This window comes from Variovorax sp. IB41, from assembly GCF_016405905.1.
Classification (GTDB): Bacteria; Pseudomonadota; Gammaproteobacteria; order Burkholderiales; family Burkholderiaceae_C; genus Variovorax.
The window spans coordinates 334,947-353,093 of sequence record NZ_JAEFCB010000001.1 but is presented as its reverse complement, the minus strand read 5'-3'; the positions used below and the strand labels follow the sequence as shown (position 1 = coordinate 353,093).

The 18,147-nt window shown below is 69.5% G+C and carries 18 protein-coding genes; 6 read left to right on the top strand and 12 right to left on the bottom strand.

The genetic code is table 11. The annotated features are described in order from the left end of the window. Positions 1-26: 26 nt before the first annotated feature. From JC881_RS01565 to JC881_RS01530, 8 genes are all read right to left on the bottom strand, one after another. Positions 27-857, bottom strand: coding sequence for a substrate-binding periplasmic protein (locus tag JC881_RS01565; protein ID WP_198783958.1), 831 nt, complete (start codon positions 855-857; stop codon positions 27-29). 88 nt (positions 858-945) lie between these two features. Beyond that, complete coding sequence (locus JC881_RS01560; protein WP_198783957.1) at positions 946-1,677, bottom strand: FadR/GntR family transcriptional regulator; 732 nt, start codon at positions 1,675-1,677, stop codon at positions 946-948. 107 nt (positions 1,678-1,784) lie between these two features. Then, a complete protein-coding gene (locus tag JC881_RS01555; protein ID WP_198783956.1) occupies positions 1,785-2,270 on the bottom strand; it encodes a hypothetical protein in 486 nt (161 codons plus the stop codon). Between the two features lie 59 nt (positions 2,271-2,329). Further along, a complete protein-coding gene (locus JC881_RS01550; RefSeq protein WP_198783955.1) occupies positions 2,330-2,692 on the bottom strand; it encodes a response regulator in 363 nt (120 codons plus the stop codon). Between the two features lie 73 nt (positions 2,693-2,765). Further along, positions 2,766-4,001 (bottom strand): hybrid sensor histidine kinase/response regulator, encoded by a 1,236-nt coding sequence (locus JC881_RS01545; RefSeq protein WP_198783954.1) that lies wholly within the window; start codon positions 3,999-4,001, stop codon positions 2,766-2,768. Continuing rightward, positions 3,991-4,596: a chemotaxis protein CheB gene (locus JC881_RS01540; RefSeq protein WP_198783953.1), complete on the bottom strand. Its 606-nt coding sequence runs from the start codon at positions 4,594-4,596 to the stop codon at positions 3,991-3,993. The genes JC881_RS01545 and JC881_RS01540 overlap by 11 nt, the downstream gene beginning before the upstream one ends. Beyond that, on the bottom strand, positions 4,593-5,375 hold the full coding sequence (locus JC881_RS01535; protein ID WP_198784866.1) for a CheR family methyltransferase: 783 nt from the start codon (positions 5,373-5,375) through the stop codon (positions 4,593-4,595). The genes JC881_RS01540 and JC881_RS01535 overlap by 4 nt, the downstream gene beginning before the upstream one ends. A gap of 71 nt (positions 5,376-5,446) precedes the next feature. Beyond that, a complete protein-coding gene (locus JC881_RS01530) occupies positions 5,447-8,944 on the bottom strand; it encodes a response regulator (protein WP_198783952.1) in 3,498 nt (1,165 codons plus the stop codon). A gap of 180 nt (positions 8,945-9,124) precedes the next feature. On the opposite strand from JC881_RS01530, the gene JC881_RS01525 reads away from it, so the two are divergent. Together JC881_RS01525 and JC881_RS01520 are read left to right on the top strand one after the other, a co-directional pair. Further along, the gene (locus tag JC881_RS01525) at positions 9,125-11,425 is read left to right on the top strand and encodes an ATP-dependent DNA helicase (protein ID WP_233101479.1); all 2,301 of its coding nucleotides are present in this window, start codon (positions 9,125-9,127) and stop codon (positions 11,423-11,425) included. Next, positions 11,412-12,032: an alpha-ketoglutarate-dependent dioxygenase AlkB gene (locus tag JC881_RS01520; RefSeq protein ID WP_198783950.1), complete on the top strand. Its 621-nt coding sequence runs from the start codon at positions 11,412-11,414 to the stop codon at positions 12,030-12,032. Before JC881_RS01525 ends, JC881_RS01520 begins: the two co-directional genes overlap by 14 nt. A 3-nt stretch (positions 12,033-12,035) precedes the next feature. Here JC881_RS01520 and JC881_RS01515 read toward each other — a convergent pair whose 3' ends face one another. Genes JC881_RS01515 through JC881_RS01505 form a run of 3 tightly spaced genes read right to left on the bottom strand, consistent with a single transcriptional unit; the run spans position 12,036 to position 13,254 of the window. Then, positions 12,036-12,701 carry a UdgX family uracil-DNA binding protein gene (locus JC881_RS01515; protein WP_198783949.1) on the bottom strand — a complete coding sequence of 222 codons (666 nt, stop codon included), beginning with the start codon at positions 12,699-12,701 and terminating at the stop codon, positions 12,036-12,038. Then, a complete protein-coding gene (locus JC881_RS01510) occupies positions 12,701-13,030 on the bottom strand; it encodes a four-helix bundle copper-binding protein (RefSeq protein WP_198783948.1) in 330 nt (109 codons plus the stop codon). The genes JC881_RS01515 and JC881_RS01510 overlap by 1 nt, the downstream gene beginning before the upstream one ends. Further along, positions 13,027-13,254 (bottom strand): hypothetical protein, encoded by a 228-nt coding sequence (locus JC881_RS01505; RefSeq protein WP_198783947.1) that lies wholly within the window; start codon positions 13,252-13,254, stop codon positions 13,027-13,029. The genes JC881_RS01510 and JC881_RS01505 overlap by 4 nt, the downstream gene beginning before the upstream one ends. Before the next feature lie 261 nt (positions 13,255-13,515). Between JC881_RS01505 and JC881_RS01500 the strand changes: the two genes are divergently transcribed. From JC881_RS01500 to JC881_RS01485, 4 genes are read left to right on the top strand one after another with little or no spacing between them, the layout of a single operon-like run. Beyond that, positions 13,516-14,526, top strand: a complete 1,011-nt coding sequence (locus JC881_RS01500; RefSeq protein ID WP_198783946.1) for an acyl-CoA dehydrogenase — start codon at positions 13,516-13,518, stop codon at positions 14,524-14,526. Continuing rightward, positions 14,514-15,272 carry a PIG-L deacetylase family protein gene (locus tag JC881_RS01495; RefSeq protein WP_198783945.1) on the top strand — a complete coding sequence of 253 codons (759 nt, stop codon included), beginning with the start codon at positions 14,514-14,516 and terminating at the stop codon, positions 15,270-15,272. Before JC881_RS01500 ends, JC881_RS01495 begins: the two co-directional genes overlap by 13 nt. Beyond that, complete coding sequence (locus tag JC881_RS01490; RefSeq protein ID WP_198783944.1) at positions 15,269-15,880, top strand: class I SAM-dependent methyltransferase; 612 nt, start codon at positions 15,269-15,271, stop codon at positions 15,878-15,880. The genes JC881_RS01495 and JC881_RS01490 overlap by 4 nt, the downstream gene beginning before the upstream one ends. Beyond that, positions 15,877-16,575 carry a glycosyltransferase gene (locus JC881_RS01485; protein ID WP_198783943.1) on the top strand — a complete coding sequence of 233 codons (699 nt, stop codon included), beginning with the start codon at positions 15,877-15,879 and terminating at the stop codon, positions 16,573-16,575. Before JC881_RS01490 ends, JC881_RS01485 begins: the two co-directional genes overlap by 4 nt. On the opposite strand, the gene JC881_RS01480 is transcribed toward JC881_RS01485, so the two are convergent. Next, a complete protein-coding gene (locus JC881_RS01480) occupies positions 16,562-18,127 on the bottom strand; it encodes an ABC transporter substrate-binding protein (RefSeq protein ID WP_198783942.1) in 1,566 nt (521 codons plus the stop codon). The genes JC881_RS01485 and JC881_RS01480 overlap by 14 nt on opposite strands. Positions 18,128-18,147 lie beyond the last annotated feature (20 nt).

The following is an 18,147-nucleotide window of genomic DNA, read 5'->3' as shown; positions in this document are numbered from 1 at the left end:
GAGATCGCCAGGCTGGGAGCCCAGGCTCACATCGTGTTGATGATCCGGGCCTCGTCCGCGTCCAGCTTGGGCTTCATCTGGTCGTTCACGGCCTTGAGCCAGTTCAGGTACTCGGGCTGGTTTTTGTCGATGGCCAGGCCGATGGGCGTGGCCATCTCGGTGGAGTCCTGGCAGTTGTTGCCATCGGGCAGCGCCTTCAGGCCCTTGACCTTGCGGGTGAGCGCCTGCCATGGCACGCGGTTGATCGGCGTCACGTCGGCGCGCCTGGCCATGATTTCTTCCACCGGCGCCGCGGTGCCGGCGGTGGACACGCCGCGCAGCTTGGCATTCGGGAAGCGCTTCTTGACCCAGTTCTCCTCGCCGCCGCCGGTGAAGTAGGCCACCGTGATGTTCGGGTTGTTGAAGTCGTCGATCGACTTGGCGTTGGCCACCTTGGGGTTGTCGGCGCGGCCGAACACGCACAGCGCGGTGCGCGAATAGGTCACGAAGTCGACCACCTTCAGGCGCTCGGGCGTTACCGACAGCGGCGAGATAGTCATGTCGGCCTGGTTCGATGCGAGCACCGGCACCTTGGTCTCGTGCGAGACGGGAACCGCCTGCAGCTTCACGCCCAACTGTTTGGCCATTTCGTTGGCCAGCAGCCAGGCCGGGCCGGCCCATGCGTCGCCCGAACCGGTGGTGTTCTCCACCAGCCACGGCGGGTTGGACAGCACGCCCGCGCGCAGCACGCCGGACTTCTTGATGGCGTCGATGCGCGCGCTCGTGCCGGGCGCCGGCAGGGGCACGGTCTGCGCCACCGCGTGGCCGACAAACGCCGCGGCCACGAGGGCGGCGAGCAGGGTCTTCGTCGTTGTCATCTTCAGTCTCCAGTTCTGGGGTTCTACGTGCGGCCCGGATCGGGCGAGGGGAAAAGGGAGGCGCCCGCCCGCCCGCCGGGCCGGCCGTTCAGCGCCAGGCCTGCGCGAACTCGGCGATCACGCGATCGATGTGGCCGCGCATCGCGGCGCGGGCGGCCGCGGGGTCGCGCTCGAGCAGCGCGTTGAACACGCGCTGGTGGTCGTCCTGCGAGGCGCGGCGCAGCTCGGGCGTGTGGAAGTGCGCTTCCATCTGCGACCAGATGGGCGCCTTGGTGTGGTCCCACAGCGCGGTCACCATCTGCAGCAGCACGCTGTTGCCGGTCGATTCGGCAATGCGCAGGTGAAACAGCCGGTCGGCCGCTTCGTTGGCCGCCTTGTCCTGCATGTGCTCGCGCATCGCGGCGAGCGCGGCGTAGATGCGGTCGATGTCGCTGTCCTTGCGGTTCTCGGCCGCGACGGAGGCTATTTCGGATTCGATCAGGCTGCGCGCGCGCAGCAGCTCGAAAGGCCCGGGGCCCGGCGACAGCGTGTAGGCGGAGGCGGCGGGCGCGGCGCCCGGCGACGGCGCGCAGATGTAGATGCCCGAGCCGCCGCGCACCTCGACATTGCCCTGGATCTCCAGCACGATGATCGCCTCGCGCACCAGCGTGCGGCTCACCCCAAAACGGTCGGCGAGCGCGCGCTCGGAGGGCAGGCGGTCGCCCGGCTTGAATTCGCCCTCGGTGATGAGCCCGGCGATGCGGGCCGCGAGCCGCTGGTAGGTGCGGTCGGTGTCCGCGTCGGCGGCCGGCGGGGTGGGGGATTCGATGAGCGTGGCCATGATTGGTGAGCCAGTCTAAAAGTGGTTCACCAATTTAGCCTTCGTGGTTTACCACTAGGCTTTGAAGGCGCGCCGGCCAGAGCGCCGGCCCGCGCGCGGCCCGCGCGCTACTCCAGCCGAAGCGGCCTGGAAAGCTCGAGCGTGCGGCCGCCGATCCGGTCGGTCACCTTCGCCTGCACGCTGTACAGGCCCGCTTCATCCGTCGCGCCGAAGCCGAAGTTCATGCTCGCCGAACCCAGCACCAGCGTGGCCCGCGGCGGCTCCGAGGTCCAGAGCGGCCCGCCCCCGGCAGGCACGCGCTTGCCGCTGGGCGTGACCACGAAGAACTCGACGACCACTTCGCACTGGCCGATGGCATTCGGCGCGCAGCCGCGCAGGATCAGCATCGCGCTGGAGCTGACCGCGCGCTTGACGCTCTCGACCGTGCGCAGCGCCGGCGCGGGGCTGGAGGTATTCCAGGCCTTGCGAAGCTCGGCCTCGTCCGGGGTGATGACCAGCTGGACAAGAAACTCGCCATCGCTTCGCATGGACTCGGAATCGGGAATCGGCTTGCCCGCGCCATCGGTCCATCCCGCCGTCGATGCGAGCGGCAAGAAAAGGAGAAGCGGGAGAACAGGAAAGAGGCGACGCATCGGCATGGCCTCCGGGGCGCCTAGCGCGCGGGCTGCGCCAGGATGCGATCGAGCTGCGCGATGTCGATCGGCTTTTGCAGGTGGTGGTCGAACAGCCCCTTGGCCGATTCGCCCGCCGCGTCCTGCGCCGAGAAACCCGAGATCGCGACCAGCAGACGCGGCGTGCCTTCGGCGGTGCTGGCGCGCAGCCGCCGCGCCACCTCGGTGCCCGGAAAGTCGGGCAGCGTGAGGTCGATCAGCGCGGCATCGAAGTGCTCGGCGGCCGCCGCGTCCATCGCCTGCTGCGCGGTGTAGGTGCAGCGGGCCGTGTGGTCCTGCAGGGTGAGGAGTTCCTGCAGCAGGTCGGCAGCGGCTTCGTTGTCATCCACGATCAGCACGTTCACAGCGATTTTTCTTTCTCGTAAGGCGAAAGAAGCAGTATCAACGGATTGTGTCCCGGGCCTCGTAGGGGTGTTCCTACGCGGCCGCTGCGGGCGTCTCTGGCGCTTCGGGCGCTGCGGGCTCGCCTTGCAGCGGCAGCTCGACGGTGAAGCGCGCGCCCTGGCCGGCCGCGCTCTGCACGCCGATCTGCCCGGCGTGCAGGTCCACGATCTTGCGCGTGATGTAGAGCCCCAGGCCCAGTCCCGCCGCGTGCTGGCGGCTGTGCTCGGTGCGCTCGAACTGCTCGAAGATGCGGGCCTGGTCTTCGGGCGCGATGCCGATGCCGTTGTCCCGCACGCTCACGCGCGCCGTGCCGCCGGCCTGCTCGACCACCATCTCGACGGGCTTGCCGCCGCCGTAGCGCAGCGCGTTGGTCAGGAGGTTGGTGAGCACCTGTTCGATGCGGAATTCGTCCCACACGCCGCGCAGTTCGGCCGGCGCTTCGAGCGTGATCGCCGAGCCCGCGGCCTCGGCTTGCTGGCGCAGGTTCTCGACCACGGCGCGCGCGAGCACCGCGAGGTCCACCGGCTTGGTCTGGATCGAGAGCGCATCGCGCCGCATGCGCGTCACGTCGAGCATGTCGTCGATCAGCCGAACCATGTTGCGGATCTGCCGCTGGTCGCGCTCGATCATCGCGGGCAGCCGCTCGGGCGAGAAGTTGGCCAGGTTCCCCTTGGAGAGATGCAGCTGGCGCAGCTGCGCTTCCAGGTACAGCGTGTTGAGCGGCGTGCGCAGCTCGTGCGAGACCATCGACATGAAGTCGTCGCGCATGCGCACCGCGCGCTCCAGCTCGTGCTGCGTGTGCTGCAGCTGCTGCACCAGTTCTTCCTGCTTCCTGTGCGCGGCGGCGAGCAGCTCCATCTCGTGGCGCAGCGCTTTCCGGTGCTGGTACAGGTCGACGAACACGTTCACCTTGCTGACCACCGCGTGCGGGTCCAGCGGCTTGTGCAGGAAGTCGACCGCGCCGCTCTCGTAGCCCTGGAAGGCGTAGTTCAGCTCGCGCCCCGCGGCGCTCACGAAGATGATCGGGATGTGCCGCGTGCGCTCGGTGCCGCGCATCATCTCGGCCAGCTCGAAGCCGTTCATGCCGGGCATCTGCACGTCCACGATGGCGAGCGCGAATTCATGCTCCAGCAGCAGCGAGAGCGCCGCCTCGGCCGAGCCCGCGCGGTACACGAGGCGGTCGGGCGCGCGGATCAGCGCCTCCAGCGCCAGCAGGTTTTCCGGCAGGTCATCGACGATCAGCAGCTTGCTTTGGACGTCAATGGGCATGGGCGGCCTCCAGTTGCAGGAGCAGGGCGCGAAGATCGCGCAGCGGCAGGACGTGGTCGGGGGCGTGTCGCGCGATGGCGGCGTTGGGCATGATGGAAATCAGGGCTTCTTTCGGTTCCTGCACGGCGGTAAGGCCGCCGGCCAGGTGGATGCGGTACAGGCCTTCGGCGCCGTCGTCGTTGGCGCCGGTCAGGAGAAAACCGGCCAGCGCGGGGCCGTAGGCGTCGGCGGCCGAGGCCATCAGCACGTCGATGGACGGCCGCGAAAACAGCACCGGCGCCTCGCAGCTGAGCGAGAAACAGCGCTCGCGCTCGATCGACAGGTGATAGCCCGGCGGCGCGAAGTAGAGGCTGCCGGCCACGAGCGGCATCTTGTCGGCCGCCTCGCGCACGGCGATCGGCAGGCGCAGCGCGAAGATCTCGGCCAAGTGGCTGTCGTGGTTCTCGGGCAGGTGCAGCACCACGGTCATCGGGATGCGCCAGCTCGCGGGCAGGTCCGCCAGCAGCACCAGCAACGCATCGATGCCGCCGGCCGAGGCGCCGATCACGACAGCGTCCACGCGCTTGCGGGTGAGGGAACGGGTCGGTGCCGTCATGTCGCCTTGCGGTAGATGCGCTCGGCGCGCGCGTGGGGCGCGAAGCGGTCCGCGTATGCGGAGAAATCGATGCTCTCTTTCGACCCCAGCCCGAGAAAGCCGCGGTGCGACAGCGACTCGTGAAAGAGCCCGAGCGCGCGGTCCTGCAGCAGCCGGTTGAAGTAGATGAGCACGTTGCGGCACGACACCAGCTGCGTCTCGGCGAACACGCTGTCGGTGGCCAGGCTGTGGTCCGCGAAGATCACGTCGGCGCACAGCGTGGGGTCGAAGCGGGCGGCGTCGTAGGCGGCGGTGTAGTAATCGGAAAACGCACTGCGCCCGCCCGCGCGCTGGTAGTTGGTGGTGTAGCCGCGAATGGCCTCGAGCGGAAAGATGCCCTGGCGCGCCTTCTCGAGCGAGGCCGGGTTGATGTCGGTCGCGTAGATCTGCGTGCGCTCCAGAAGCCCTTCCTCCCGCAGCAGGATCGCGAGCGAGAACACCTCCTCGCCGGTGCTGCAGCCCGCCACCCACACCTTGACCGACGGGTAGGTGTGCAGGATCGGCACCACGTGCTCGCGCAGCGCGAGAAAGTACGCCGGGTCGCGGAACATCTCGCTCACCGGGATCGTCAGGAATTGCAGCAGCCGGCCGAAGAGGCTCGCATCGCGCAGCACTTTTTCCTGCAGCGCCGAGATGCTCGGCAGCCCGAGCTGCTCGAGCGCATAGAGCACGCGGCGCTTCTGCGAGGCGGTCGTGTAGTTGCGAAAGTCGTAGCTGTACTTGAGGTAGATGGCCTCCATGAGGAGGCGCAGCTCGATCTCGGTGTCGCTCAGCGGCTGAAGCGGCGAGGGTGGCGAAGGCGGTTTGTCGGTCACAGCCGCTCCATTCTCGGCATCCACACGCGCAGTAGCGAGAACAACCGCTCCAGGTCCACGGGCTTGGCCAGGTAGTCGTTGGCGCCGGCGGCCAGGCACTGGTCGCGGTCGTCCTTCATGGCCTTGGCGGTGATGGCGATCACCGGCATCTTCTCGAAGCGCGGGTCGGCGCGCATGCGGCGCGTGGCTTCCAGGCCGTCCATCTCCGGCATCATCACGTCCATCAGCACCAGGTCGATCTCGCGCACCTGGTCGAGCTTTTCGAGCGCCTCGCGGCCGTTGCGGCCGATCTCCACGGCCGCGCCGCGCTGCTCCAGCGCACTCGTCAGGGCAAAGATGTTGCGCACGTCGTCGTCCACCAAAAGGATGGTGCGGCCCTCGAAGATGCGGTCGCGTCCGCGCGCGGTCTTGAGCATGCCCTGGCGCTCGGTGGAGAGCGAGGCCTCCACCTTGTGCAGGAAGAGCGTCACCTCGTCCAGCAGGCGCTCGGGCGAGCGGGCGCCCTTGATGATGATCGAGCGCGAGTAGCGCTGCAGCTCCGTCTCCTCGTCGCGCGTGAGGTTGCGCCCGGTGTAGACGATGACCGGCGGGAACGAGACGATCTCTTCGGCCGCCATCGCCTTGAGCAGCTCGCTGCCCTGCATGTCGGGGAGCCGCAGGTCGGTGATCATGCAGTCGAACACGCGCGTGCGCAGCAGCTCCAGCGCCTCTTCGCCGGAGCCGACGGCCACGATCTCGATGTCGTCGTCGCCGATCAGCTTGATCACGGCTTCGCGCTGCAGCGCGTCGTCTTCCACCAGCAGCACGACCTTGACCTTCTGCGTGAGCTTGTCTTCGAGCCGGCCGAACACCTTCATGAGTTCGTCGCGCGTGGCGGGCTTGAGCGCGAAGCCGATGGCGCCCATGTGCAGCGCGGCGGCCTGCGCGTTGTCGGCGGCCGAGACCACGTGGATCGGGATGTGGCGCGTGTGCGGCGAGTCCTTCAGCCTTTGCAGCACGTCCAGGCCGGTGCTGTCGGGCAGGCGCATGTCCAGCAGGATCGCGTCGGGCACGAACTGCGTGGCCAGCTCGAAGCCGTCGGCCGCGCCGTGCGCCACCAGGCACCGGTAGCCCAGCTCGTGCGCCAGGTCGTAGAGGATGTGCGCGAACTGCGGCTCGTCCTCGATCACCAGCACGCGGCGCACCTGGTCGCGCGGGATCGCGCGGTCGTCGGCGAACTGCGGCGCCGGCACCGCGGCCGGTGGCGTGGGCGCCTGCGGTGCGACGGTGAGGGGCGCGGCGGCCGGGCTGCGTCCGCCCGGCGCATACGCCGGCACGGCTCTCGGGGCGGCCATCTGCTGTGCCGAAGCCTGCGGCGCCAGCGCCGGCAGCTGCAGGATGAAGGTGCTGCCCTTGCCGGGCTCGCTCTGCACGGTGAGCGTGCCGCCCAGAAGGTGCGTGAGGTCGCGCGAGATCGACAGCCCCAGCCCCGTGCCGCCGTAGCGCCGGCTGGTCGTGCCGTCGGCCTGGCGGAAGGCCTCGAAGATCAGCTCGTGCTGCTGCGGGTCGATGCCGATGCCCGAATCGGACACCGCGAAGGCCGCGCCGCCGTTGGCCGCGGCGGACACCACCAGCGCCACTTCGCCCTTGTCGGTGAACTTGAGCGCGTTGGACAGCAGGTTCTTCAAAATCTGCTCGACCCGCTGGCGGTCGGTGACCAGCGAGACCGGCGCGCCCGGCTGCACCTGGAGCCGGAAGCTCAGGCTCTTTTGCATCGCGAGCGGGCTGAAGGTGCTCTCCAGGCTCTGCGCGAGCCGCTCGAGCGACACGTCCTCGGGCACCACCTCGAGCTTGCCCGCCTCGACCTTGGCGATGTCCAGGATGTCGTTGATCAGCACCAAGAGGTCGTTGCCCGACGAATAGATCGACTCGGCGAACTTCACCTGCTCCAGCGTGAGGTTGCCCTGCGGGTTGTCGCCCAGGAGCTTGGCCAGGATGAGCGCGCTGTTGAGCGGCGTGCGCAGCTCGTGCGACATGTTCGCGAGGAACTCCGACTTGTAGCGGCTTGCGCGCTGCAGCTCGTCGGCGCGGTCTTCCAGGTCGCGCTGCACGCGGCGAAGGGCGGTGTTGCGCTGGTCCAGCGCCTCGGTGCGCTCGGACAGCTGGCTGTTGGTCTGCTCCAGCTCGGCCTGCTGGTTCTCCAGCATGGCCTGCGAGGCGCGCAGCGCCCGCGACTGCTCTTCGAGCTCTTCGTTGGCGGTGCGCAGCTCTTCCTGCTGCACCTGCAGCTCTTCGTTGAGCTGCTGCGTCTCGGCCAGCACGTCCTGCAGCTGTTCGCGGTAGCGGGCCGCCGCGAGCGAGGTGCCGATGTCGTCGCACACCACCTCGAGCAGCTGGCTTGCGCGTTCGTCGGGCGCGCCGGGCAGGCCGAGCTCGACCACGCCGTTGACGATGCCGTCGCTCATCACCGGCATCAGCAGCACGGTGTTGGGGGCCATCTCGCCCAGGCCCGAATTGACCTTCAGGTAGCTGGCGCCGATCGGGTCGACCAGCATGCGGCGGCGCTCGGCCGCGGCCTGGCCCACCAAGCTCTCGGTGGGCGAGAAGACCTGCGGCGAGGCCTCGGCATCGGCCGAGAACCCATAGCTCGCGGCCCGGCGCAGCGGCCCGTGGCGCTCCCGCACGTACATCGCGCCAACGCTGCTGCCCAGGTGCCGCGAGAAGAACGCGAGGATTTTGCGGCCCATGTCCGGCGCACTCAGTTCGCCGACCAGTTCGCCGACCAGCTCGGTCTGCGCACCGCGCAGCCACGCCTCTTCCGACAGCCGCTGCGAATGCGCCTCCTGCTCCTTGAGCACGACGTCGTAGCTGTCCGACAGCCGCACCAGCTGGCGGCGGCCGAAGTAGGCGATGAGCCCGGTCAGCGTGAGCGTGAAGAACAGGAACAGCCCCACCACCCACCAGCTGGTGCGGTTGGCGTCGTTGTTGCGCTGGAAGCGCAGGGCCTGCTCGGTGTCCATGAACGCGGTGTATTCGGCGCGCATGTCGTCGGTCAGCCGCTTGCCGCGGCCCAGCCGCACGATGGCCTGCATGTCGCCGCCGGCACGGCGGGCCGCGATCATCTCGCGGGCGAAGTCGTTCCAGGCGTCCTGCAGGCCGGCGATGCGGTCGACCCGTTCCACCTGCTGCTGGTTGTCCGACACCAGCTTGCGCAGCGCATCGGTGTCGGCCTTCAGGCGCGGCAGGGCGCTCTGGTAGGGCTCCAGGAAGCTCTCTTCGCCGGTGAGCAGGAAGCCGCGCAGGCCCGTTTCCATGTCGATGCCGCGGCGCTGCAGCTCGCTGGCCGAGCGGGTCACACGGTCGGTGTGCTCCACCCAGCTGATGGTCGAGAGCAGGAACAGGATGAGCCCGACGAACACCGCGGCGCCGAACAGCCCCCCCAGCATCGGGAGCTTGAGGTTGCGACTGAGCAGGCGGTCGAAGTCGCGGGGATCGATGGCGGAGGGAGTTTTCATCGGCACATTTGTAAGCAAAACTTGTCAAGTTTTGCCGAAAAGGGAGGGTCGTCCTGTCGGAGAAGACCCCGAGACGTTGGATTGAACCTCAACGGCAACACCTTCTCACTCGTTATACTGTAGTTTCATACAGTGATCCGAGAGATGGCCCCGGCTTCCTCCACCTCCACTTCGCCAGACATGGCCCCCGCTGCATACGTCGTTTCCGTCAAGGCGCTTTGCGCTTTCGGCGCGAAGGCGGGCGACCTGGACCTGCGCTTCGTGCCCGCGCCCAGCGCGCTCGAAGGCATGGCCGGCCACGCGCTGGTGCAGGGGCGGCGCGGCGGCGGCTACCAGAGCGAGGTGTCGCTCGAATCCCGGCACGGCGCGCTGCGCGTTCGCGGCCGCGCCGACGGCTACGAGCCCGGCGAACCGCGCGTGGAAGAAATCAAGACCTTCCGCGGCGACTTCGACGCCATCCGCGGCAACCACCGCGCGCTGCACTGGGCGCAGGCCCGCACCTACGGCTGGATGCTGTGCGAGCAGCACGGGCATGCGCAGATGACGGTCGCGCTCGTCTACCTCGACCTGGCCACCGGCGAGGAAACCGTGCTCGAAGAGCGCCACACCTGGGACGCGCTGCGGGAGTACTTCGAATCGCTGTGCGATCGCTACGCCGCCTGGGCGCAGCAGGAGGCCGACCACCACGGCGCGCTCGACCGAGCACTGGCGCAGCTCGCATTCCCGCACGCGTCCTTCCGCACCGGCCAGCGCGAACTGGCCGAAGCCGTCTACCGCGCGGCGGCCGGCGGGCGCTGCCTGATGGCGCAGGCGCCGACGGGCATCGGCAAGACGCTGGCCACCATCTTCCCGCTGCTCAAGGCGCGTGCGGCAGGGAAGCTGGACAAGGTTTTCTTCCTCACCGCCAAGACCTCCGGCCGCCCGGTGGCGCTCGATGCGCTGCGGGTGCTGGGCAAGGGCTGTGCAGCGGACGGCGCGCAGCCGCGCGTGCTCGAACTCGCGGCGCGCGAGAAGGTCTGCGAGTACCCCGACCGCGCCTGCAACGGCGACTCCTGCCCGCTCGCCAAGGGCTTCTACGACCGCCTGCCCGCCGCCCGCATCGAGGCCGCACAGGTCCGCTGGCTCGACCGGCAGGCGCTGCGGCAGGTCGCGCTGCAGCACACGGTGTGCTCCTATTTCCTCGCGCAGGAAATGGCGCACTGGAGCGACGTGATCGTGGGCGACTACAACTACTACTTCGACGGCAGCGCCTTCCTCTTCGGCACCATGAAGGACGCGGGCTGGCGCGTCGCGGTGCTGGTGGACGAGGCCCACAACCTGCTGGAGCGGGCGCGCGGCATGTACACCGCGCAGCTCGAAGGCGGGGCGCTCGAGGAGGCGCACCGCATCGCGCCCGCTCCGGTGCGGGGCCCGCTCGCGCGGCTCTTTCGCGAGTGGGACACCGTGCAGCAATCGCAGACCGACAACTACGAAACCGCCGACGAGATTCCCGAGCGTTTCGTGCGCGCGCTGCAGGCCGCCAACACCGCCATGGCCGAGTACTTCGCCGCCAAGCCCGAGGCCGCGCAGGGTCCGCTGCAACGCTTTTTCTTCGATGCGCTGCACTTCGCGCGTTTGGCCGAGGTGTTCGGCGACCACTCGGTGTTCGAGCGCACGCTGGGCCTGGGCATGGGCGCCACGCAACAGGACCGCACCCTGGCCATCCGCAACCTCGTGCCCGCGGCGTTCCTGGAAGGCCGCTTCGCGGATGCGGTGTCGGTCACCTGCTTCTCGGGCACGCTCTCGCCGTTCGCCTTCTACCGCGACGCGCTCGGCCTGCCGGCGGACACCGCGCTGCTCGATGTGGCCTCGCCGTTCCACAGCCAGCAACTGCGCGTGGAAGTGGCGATGGACGTCTCCACGCGCTTTCGCGACCGCGCCGGGTCGCTGGGCAATGTCGCGGGCATCATCGGCGCGCAGTTCGAGCGCATGCCCGGCAACTACCTGGCCTTCTTCAGCAGCTTCGAATACCTGGAGAGCGCCCGCGCCGCCTTCTCGGCGCGGCACCCCGGCGTGCCCGTGTGGACGCAGACGCGCGGCATGCTCGAGGCCGACCGCCACGGCTTCATCGCGCGCTTCGAGGAAGGCGGCCGGGGCATCGGTTTCGCGGTGCTCGGCGGCGCGTTCGGCGAGGGCATCGACCTGCCGGGCAGCCGCCTGGTCGGCGCCTTCGTCGCGAGCCTGGGGCTGCCGCAGTACAACGCGCTCAACGAGATCACGCGCGAGCGCATGCAGTCGCGCTTCGGCAAGGGCTACGAGTACACCTATCTCTATCCGGGGCTGCAGAAGGTGGTGCAGGCGGCCGGTCGCGTGATCCGCACCGAGGAAGACCGGGGCGTGCTGCACCTCCTGGACGACCGCTTCGCGCGCACGGAAATCCGCGAGCTGCTGCCGCGCTGGTGGCACGTGCAGGTGGGGAGGGCCGGCGATGCGCGCCGCTAGACGCCTCGAACACGCGGGGCAGGACGACCTCTTCGGCGGCGCGCCCGCGGCCGTTGTCGAGGGCCTGCACTACGAGCGCGAATTCCTGTCGCGCAACGAAGAGGCCGGGTTGCTGCGTATCGTGAAGGCGCTGCCGCTCAAGGAGATGCGCTACAAGGAATACACCGCGCGCCGACGCGGCATCAGCTTCGGCGGGAGCTACGACTTCGACACGAATCGCCTGAAGCCCGGCGCGCCGCTGCCCGAGGCGCTGCATCCGCTGCGGGCGAAGGCGGCCGCATGGCTCGGCGTCGCGCCCGAGGAACTCACCCACATGCTGATCGCCGAATACCAGCCCGGCACGCCGCTCGGCTGGCACCGCGACGTGCCGGATTTCGAGGACATCGTGGGCGTCTCGCTGCAAGGCGACGCGGTGATGCAGTTCCGGCCGTACCGACCGGGCGGGGCGTCGACTTCGGACGCGGGCAACGTGCAGTTCCTGATCGAGCCGCGTTCGATCTATTTGCTGCGCGGTCCGGCGCGGTGGGCCTGGCGGCACGCGATTGCGCCGACCGAAGCGTTGCGCTACTCGATCACGCTGCGCACGCCGTCTCGCGGACGTCGTTGATCCTCAGGCCGTTGCCGCCGTGCGCCTTGGTGCGTGCGTGGCGCGGGGTTTCTTTCGCGCGGGCGATGGCGTTTTGTCGAGCACTTCCGAGGCCAGCGACAGGTCGTGCAGCCACGCCTTCCACGCCGCTTCCTTCTGCGCAGGATCGCCCCGCAGCAGCGCCGACGGGTGCAGCGTCACGAGCACGCGGCGGCCCTCGGCGTCTTCGTGCCAGCGGCCGCGCTCGCTCATCACCGCCACATGGCGCCCGAGCAGCGAGCGCGCCGCGACACCGCCCAGGGCGACGAGCGCCTCTGGCTTCACCAGCGCGATCTCGCTTTCCAGCCAGTGGTGGCAGGCCTCGGCCTCGCGCTGGGCGGGCGTCTTGTGGATGCGGCGCTTGCCGCGCAGCTCGTACTTGAAATGCTTCACCGCGTTGGTCACGTAGAGCTTGTCGCGCGACCAGCCCAGTTCGGCCACCGCGCGATCGAACAGCCGCCCGGCCGGGCCGACGAAAGGCCGGCCCTCCAGGTCCTCCTTGTCGCCCGGCTGCTCGCCGACCACCATGAGCCGGGCGTGCACCGGCCCTTCGCCGAACACGGACTGCGTCGCGTGCGCGCCGAGCGGGCACTCGCGGCAGGCATCGGTCGCCCGGGCCAGTTCATGCAGGGCGATAGTGGCCGAGGTCATCAGACGGTCGCCATGCGCTGGCATTCCGTTTCGCATTGCCTGCAGGCCTCGGCGCAGCGCTGGCAGTGGTCCATGTCGTGCGTGCCGCACTCGGCGGCGCAGAGCCGGCAGATGTCGGCGCACAGGCTGCAGAAGAGGCCCGCGTTTTCGCTGCCGCGCGCCATGGCGCCGGCGGCGGTGGTGCACATCGCCGCGCAATCCAGGTCGAGCGCGATGCAGCGCGACATGGTGTCCGACGCCTCCTTGATGCATGCGGCGGCGCAGTAGTTACAGGCCGCGGCGCAGGCGTTGCACAGCGCGATGCAGCGCGAGAAGTCCGACGGCGTCATCGCGAACCGCCTCCCGACCCGCCTCCCCGGCGGGACTGGATCTGGTTGCCGCCGCCCACATGGCTTTCGCGGTCGTGGCGGCTCTCGGGCGTGCGGCGCGGCTCGTTGCGGGAGGTGGGCTGCTGGTGGCCGGCCTTGTTGTGCGCCGGGGGTTGCGTGGTGTCGCCGTCGTCGCGTTCGTTCGCGTCGTCGTCGCGGGTATCGATGGTGGTGGGCTTCGTCATCAGGGCTCCTTGCGTGTGGATGGTCAGAGGGTGAAAAACCTCTTTCTCTTCCCGCGGCCGGCCTTGTCATGTGGGAGGAGGCCGACCCCGTCCGTCGGTCATGCCGCGCGGGGCCGCCGCCTGCAGGCAATAGGCGGCAACAGCGGCGTTCCTCAATTCCTCCTACACGGGCGAAAGCCGCCCACCGACGATTCGCGTTGCATGGCTTGCCTACCTTGGCTCGAAGTTTCTTTTTCTTTCGATTCACGTGGTCCCACTCTCATGCTTCAAGCCGCCCCCGACGATGCCCTCCTGCAGTTGCAGCTTCGCCACGGCGGCGACCTGGCGCTGAAGCATCTGGTCGATGCGCGCATCGACGCGCTGCCCAGGCCCGGCGCCGGCCAGACCCTGGCGCGCTGGCGGGTGCTGGCCGAAGTGGCGGCGCACGATCTCTCGCTGGTGAAGCTGTTCGAAGGGCACACCGATGCGCTCGCCATCCTGGCCGAGCTCGGCGGCGCGCCGGACACGCCTGCGGGCGCAGCCTGGGGCACGTGGTGCGCGGAGCCGCCCGATGCGCGCGTCGCGTTCGATGCGCAGGCGAACGGCCACTGCCGCCTGACCGGCACCAAGGCCTGGTGCTCGGGCGCAGCAACCGTCTCGCACGCCGTCGTCAGCTGCTGGAATGCGTCCGGCGAGCCATGCCTCGCGGCCGTCGCCATGGACCAGCCCGCCGTCTGGGTGACCGAGAACGGCTGGCATGCCGTCGGCATGGCCGCGAGCGCGAGCGTCGACGTGCGGTTCAACCGCGCCGTGGCCACGCAGGTCGGCCGGCCGGGCGACTACGTGAGCCGCGCCGGCTTCTGGCAGGGCGGCGCCGGCATCGCGGCCTGCTGGTTCGGCGGTTTGCTCGGCATCGCACGCATGGTCCAGCAGCGCAAAGGCCCCAAGCCGGACGCCCATCGCCTCGCGCATCTCGGCGCCATCGACGTCGCAGTGACTGCGGCGGCGGCGCAACTGCGGGAAGCCGCCGCGTGGATCGACAGCCATCCGCAAGACAACGCGCAGCGCATCGCCTTGCGCGCCCGCCTGGCCGTCGAGCAAGCCGCCAACGAGGTGATCCATCACGCCGGCCGCGCCGTCGGTGCCGGTCCGTTGTGCCGCGATCCGCGCTTCGCCCGCGCGATGGCGGACCTGCCGGTGTTCCTGCGCCAGAGCCACGCCGAGCGCGACCTCGCCGCGCTCGGCCAATTCGCCGCCAACGAGCAAGAGGAGCCATCGTCATGGACGCTGTAGCGCAACGCGCCATCCGGGGAGAGGGCACCACGGAGGCCGAGTGGAGCCGCTGGCCCGGGCTCGCACGCCTGCCCGCGATCGCCCCGCAGGACCTGGTCCCGAAGAACGCCCGCGCCGTGGTCGTCGCGCCGCACCCCGACGACGAGGTGCTCTCGGTCGGCGGCCTGCTCGCGCAACTGGCCGAATGCGGCCGGCCCGTCGAGGTGATCGCGGTCACCGACGGCACCGCCAGCCACCGGGGCTCGACCGAATGGCCCGTCGAACGGCTCGCGCGCACCCGGCCGCGCGAGAGCTTGAAGGCCCTGCAGTGCCTGGGCCTCGCGATCGAACCGATCCGCCTGGGCCTGCCCGACGGCGGCCTCAAGGCGTTGCGCGCCGTGCTCGCGGCGCGCCTCGTTTCATTGCTGCGCCCCGGCGATGTCGTCTTCACCACCTGGCGCCGCGACGGCCACCCCGACCACGAGGCGACCGGCGAGGCCTGCGCACTGGCGGCCGCGAGCACTGGCGCGCGGCTCGCGGAAGTGCCCGTGTGGGGTTGGCACTGGTCGCGTCCGGGCGACGTGCGCATGCCGTGGCAGCACGCCTTCCGGCTCCCGCTCAGCGAAGAGGCCGTGCGGCGCAAGCGCGCGGCCGTCAAGGCGTTCACCAGTCAGTTGCGGCGCGATGCGTCCACCGGCTCCGGCCCGGTGCTGCGCGCCACCACCGTCCAGCGCGCGGCGCGTCCCTTCGAGGTGATCTTCCTGTGAGCACCGGCAACGACCAGCGGCCGTATTTCGACGCGCTCTATTCGGCCAGCGAAGACCCTTATGCGCTGCGCGAGCGCTGGTACGAGGCGCGCAAGCGGGCGCTGCTGCTGGCCGCGTTGCCGCAGGCGCGCTACCGGCGGGTCTACGAGCCGGGCTGCGGCATCGGCGAACTCACGCTGGCGCTGTCGCACCGCTGCGACCACCTGCTGGCGAGCGATTTCTCGGCGCATGCCGTGGCGCTCGCGCGCACGCGCACCGAAGGGCGCCCCAACGTGCGCGTCGCGCAGCACGTGCTGCCCGCCGACTGGCCGCGCGAGGACGGCCGCTTCGACCTCATCGTGCTGAGCGAGCTGGGCTACTTTCTCGACCGCAACGACATGCAGCGCCTGGCCCGGTGCTGCGAAGAAACGCTGGAGGCCGACGGCACGCTGGTCGCCTGCGACTGGCGCCCCGATTTCGCGCAGCGCAGCCTGTCCACGAAGGACGTGCACGCCGCGCTCGCCGCGCTCGGGTTGGCGCGCCTGGCCTTGCATGAGGAAGACGACTTCGTGCTGCAGGTCTGGACCCGCGACCGCCGCTCGGTGGCCGAACGCGAGGGCATCCGGTGATCGGCGTCGTCATTCCCGCGCACAACGAGGGCGAGCGCATCGGCGCGGCGCTCGAGGCGGTGCTGCGCGCGGCGGCCCACCCGGCATTGCTCGGCGAACCGGTCGGCGTGGCCGTGGTGCTCGACAGCTGCAGCGACGCGACCGATGCCGTGGCCGCGCAATACCCCGTGGCGCGGATCGCGCTCGAAGCCCGCAACGTCGGCATCGCGCGGGCGCGCGGCGCCAATCTGTTCATTGGGGCCGGCGCACGATGGCTCGCTTTCACCGACGCCGACACGCTCGTTTCGCCGGACTGGCTGGTCAAGCAACTGGCCGAGAACGCCGATGTCGTCTGCGGCTCGATCGGGGTGGAAGACTGGGGCGCGTACGGCCTGGAAGGCAGCGCGGTGCAGGCGCATTTCGCGCGGCATTACGTCGATGCCGACGGCCACCGGCACATCCACGGCGCCAACCTGGGCGTGTCGACCGAGGCCTACTGCCGCGTGGGCGGTTTCCAGCCGCTGGCCTGCAGCGAGGACGTGGCGCTGGTCGAGGCGCTGCAGGCCGCCGGCGCGCGCATCGCATGGAGCGCGGGCCCGCGCGTGACGACCAGCGCGCGCACCGATGCGCGCGCCCGCGGCGGCTTCGGCGACACCATCCTGGCGATGGTCGCGTCGCTCGCAAAGCCAGCCGAGCCGGGCCTCAGCCCGCTTTAGCCGCCACCGACACGCCCCACAGCCGCGGCTTGCCTTCCCACACCGAGAAGCCGTTCACGCGCTTGCGCACGCCCCAGGCGTCGATGCCGTTGAACAGCATGATCATCGGCACCTGTTGGATCATCAGCGCGTGAAGCTGGTCGAAGAGCACCTGGCGCTTGGCGCGGTCGGTCTCGGTGAAGCTCTCGTCCAGCAGCTTGAGCGCCTGCGGGTCTTCCCAGACCTTGCGCGACTGTTTGTCCTTAGGGCCCGAGAACTGCTCGAAGCTCAGCGCCGGATCGAGGCGCGAGGAGTAGCTGAACGAGCTCATCTGGTAGTTGCCGCTGTTGTAGCGGTCCAGCTGCGTGGCCCATTCGAGCACCTCGATCTGCGCGTTGATGCCCACCGACTGCATCATGGCCTGCGCCAGCACCGCCACCGTGTAGCTGGGCACGTGGGCGCGCTTGTTGGTCTGGATGGTGATCTTCTCGTTCTTGTAGCCGGCCTCGCGCAAGAGCTTTGCCGCGAGCGCAGGGTCGTAGTGGTAGCCCTTCTTCTCGGCCGCGCCGTAGAAGGCCGAGCCCTTGTGGATCGCCGAGTTGTTGACCGAGCCCAGGCCCTCGGAGGCGGCCGCCACGATCTGCTCCATGTCGAGCGAGGCGGCAATCGCCTGGCGCAGCTTCACGTTCTTGAGCAGCGGATCGCGGGTCTGGAAGAGCAGCGTGTTCTTCACCGCTTCGGTGGGCGCCTGCACGACGAGGTTGCGGTCGGTCTTGAGTTCCTGCGCGTCGCTCGATGTGATCTGCCCCGCATCGATCGCGCCCGACTTCAGGCCCGCCGCGGCGGTGGCCGCATCGGGCACGACCAGGAATCGCACGTTGTCCACCAGCGGCGCCTTCAGGCCCACGTAGCCGTCGGCCTTGGTGGCGCCGGGCGACGAGGTGTAGCCTTTGAAGGCCGTCACCGTGACGTATTCGCCGCGCTTCCATTCGCCGAACTTGAAGGGGCCGGTGCCCACGGGCTTGTCCCAGCTGCCGTCGGGCTTGACCGAGCTCTTGTGCAGCACGGCCGTCATGCCGCAGTCCGAGCGCGCGAGCGTGTCCAGGAACACGGCCGAGGGGCGGTTGATCTTCATCACGAAGGTGGCGTCGTCGGGTGTCGCGGTCTCCACCACCTTCAGGCCGCTGCGGCCGTCGTACTCGCTCATGCAGCGCCAGTCGGTCTTGGGGTCCATGTAGCGCTTCCAGCTCCAGGCGACATCGGCCGAGGTGAGCGGCGCGTCGTTGTGGAACTTCACGCCCCGGCGCAATTTGAAGGTGTAGGTGAGGCCGTCTTTCGACACATCGACCGACTGCGCGAGCAGCGGGCCGACGCTGCCGTCCTGCCGATAACCCACCAGCCCCTCGACCATGTTGAGCACGATGCCGTCGGTGGTGTTGTCGCGGTTCACGCCCGGGTTGGTGGAGCGGATGTCGGCCGGCTGGGCGACGGTCACGGTGGTCTGTGCAAGTGCCGAGGCACATGCAAGGCCGGCGCCGGCGAGCGCTGCGATTCGGAAGAGGGGACGGGGCATGAAGTACTCCTGCAGACAGA

Bases quoted from the DNA above. Each gene is read 5' to 3' on its own strand.
- JC881_RS01500 (WP_198783946.1), top strand. From the start codon at position 13,516: ATGCTTCAAGCCGCCCCCGACGATGCCCTCCTGCAGTTGCAGCTTCGC.
- JC881_RS01480 (WP_198783942.1), bottom strand. From the start codon at position 18,127: ATGCCCCGTCCCCTCTTCCGAATCGCAGCGCTCGCCGGCGCCGGCCTT.
- JC881_RS01510 (WP_198783948.1), bottom strand. From the start codon at position 13,030: ATGACGCCGTCGGACTTCTCGCGCTGCATCGCGCTGTGCAACGCCTGC.
- JC881_RS01560 (WP_198783957.1), bottom strand. From the start codon at position 1,677: ATGGCCACGCTCATCGAATCCCCCACCCCGCCGGCCGCCGACGCGGAC.
- JC881_RS01535 (WP_198784866.1), bottom strand. From the start codon at position 5,375: ATGGAGGCCATCTACCTCAAGTACAGCTACGACTTTCGCAACTACACG.
- JC881_RS01565 (WP_198783958.1), bottom strand. From the start codon at position 857: ATGACAACGACGAAGACCCTGCTCGCCGCCCTCGTGGCCGCGGCGTTT.
- JC881_RS01515 (WP_198783949.1), bottom strand. From the start codon at position 12,701: ATGACCTCGGCCACTATCGCCCTGCATGAACTGGCCCGGGCGACCGAT.
- JC881_RS01530 (WP_198783952.1), bottom strand. From the start codon at position 8,944: ATGAAAACTCCCTCCGCCATCGATCCCCGCGACTTCGACCGCCTGCTC.
- JC881_RS01545 (WP_198783954.1), bottom strand. From the start codon at position 4,001: ATGCCCATTGACGTCCAAAGCAAGCTGCTGATCGTCGATGACCTGCCG.
- JC881_RS01525 (WP_233101479.1), top strand. From the start codon at position 9,125: ATGGCCCCCGCTGCATACGTCGTTTCCGTCAAGGCGCTTTGCGCTTTC.
- JC881_RS01520 (WP_198783950.1), top strand. From the start codon at position 11,412: ATGCGCGCCGCTAGACGCCTCGAACACGCGGGGCAGGACGACCTCTTC.
- JC881_RS01540 (WP_198783953.1), bottom strand. From the start codon at position 4,596: ATGACGGCACCGACCCGTTCCCTCACCCGCAAGCGCGTGGACGCTGTC.
- JC881_RS01495 (WP_198783945.1), top strand. From the start codon at position 14,514: ATGGACGCTGTAGCGCAACGCGCCATCCGGGGAGAGGGCACCACGGAG.
- JC881_RS01505 (WP_198783947.1), bottom strand. From the start codon at position 13,254: ATGACGAAGCCCACCACCATCGATACCCGCGACGACGACGCGAACGAA.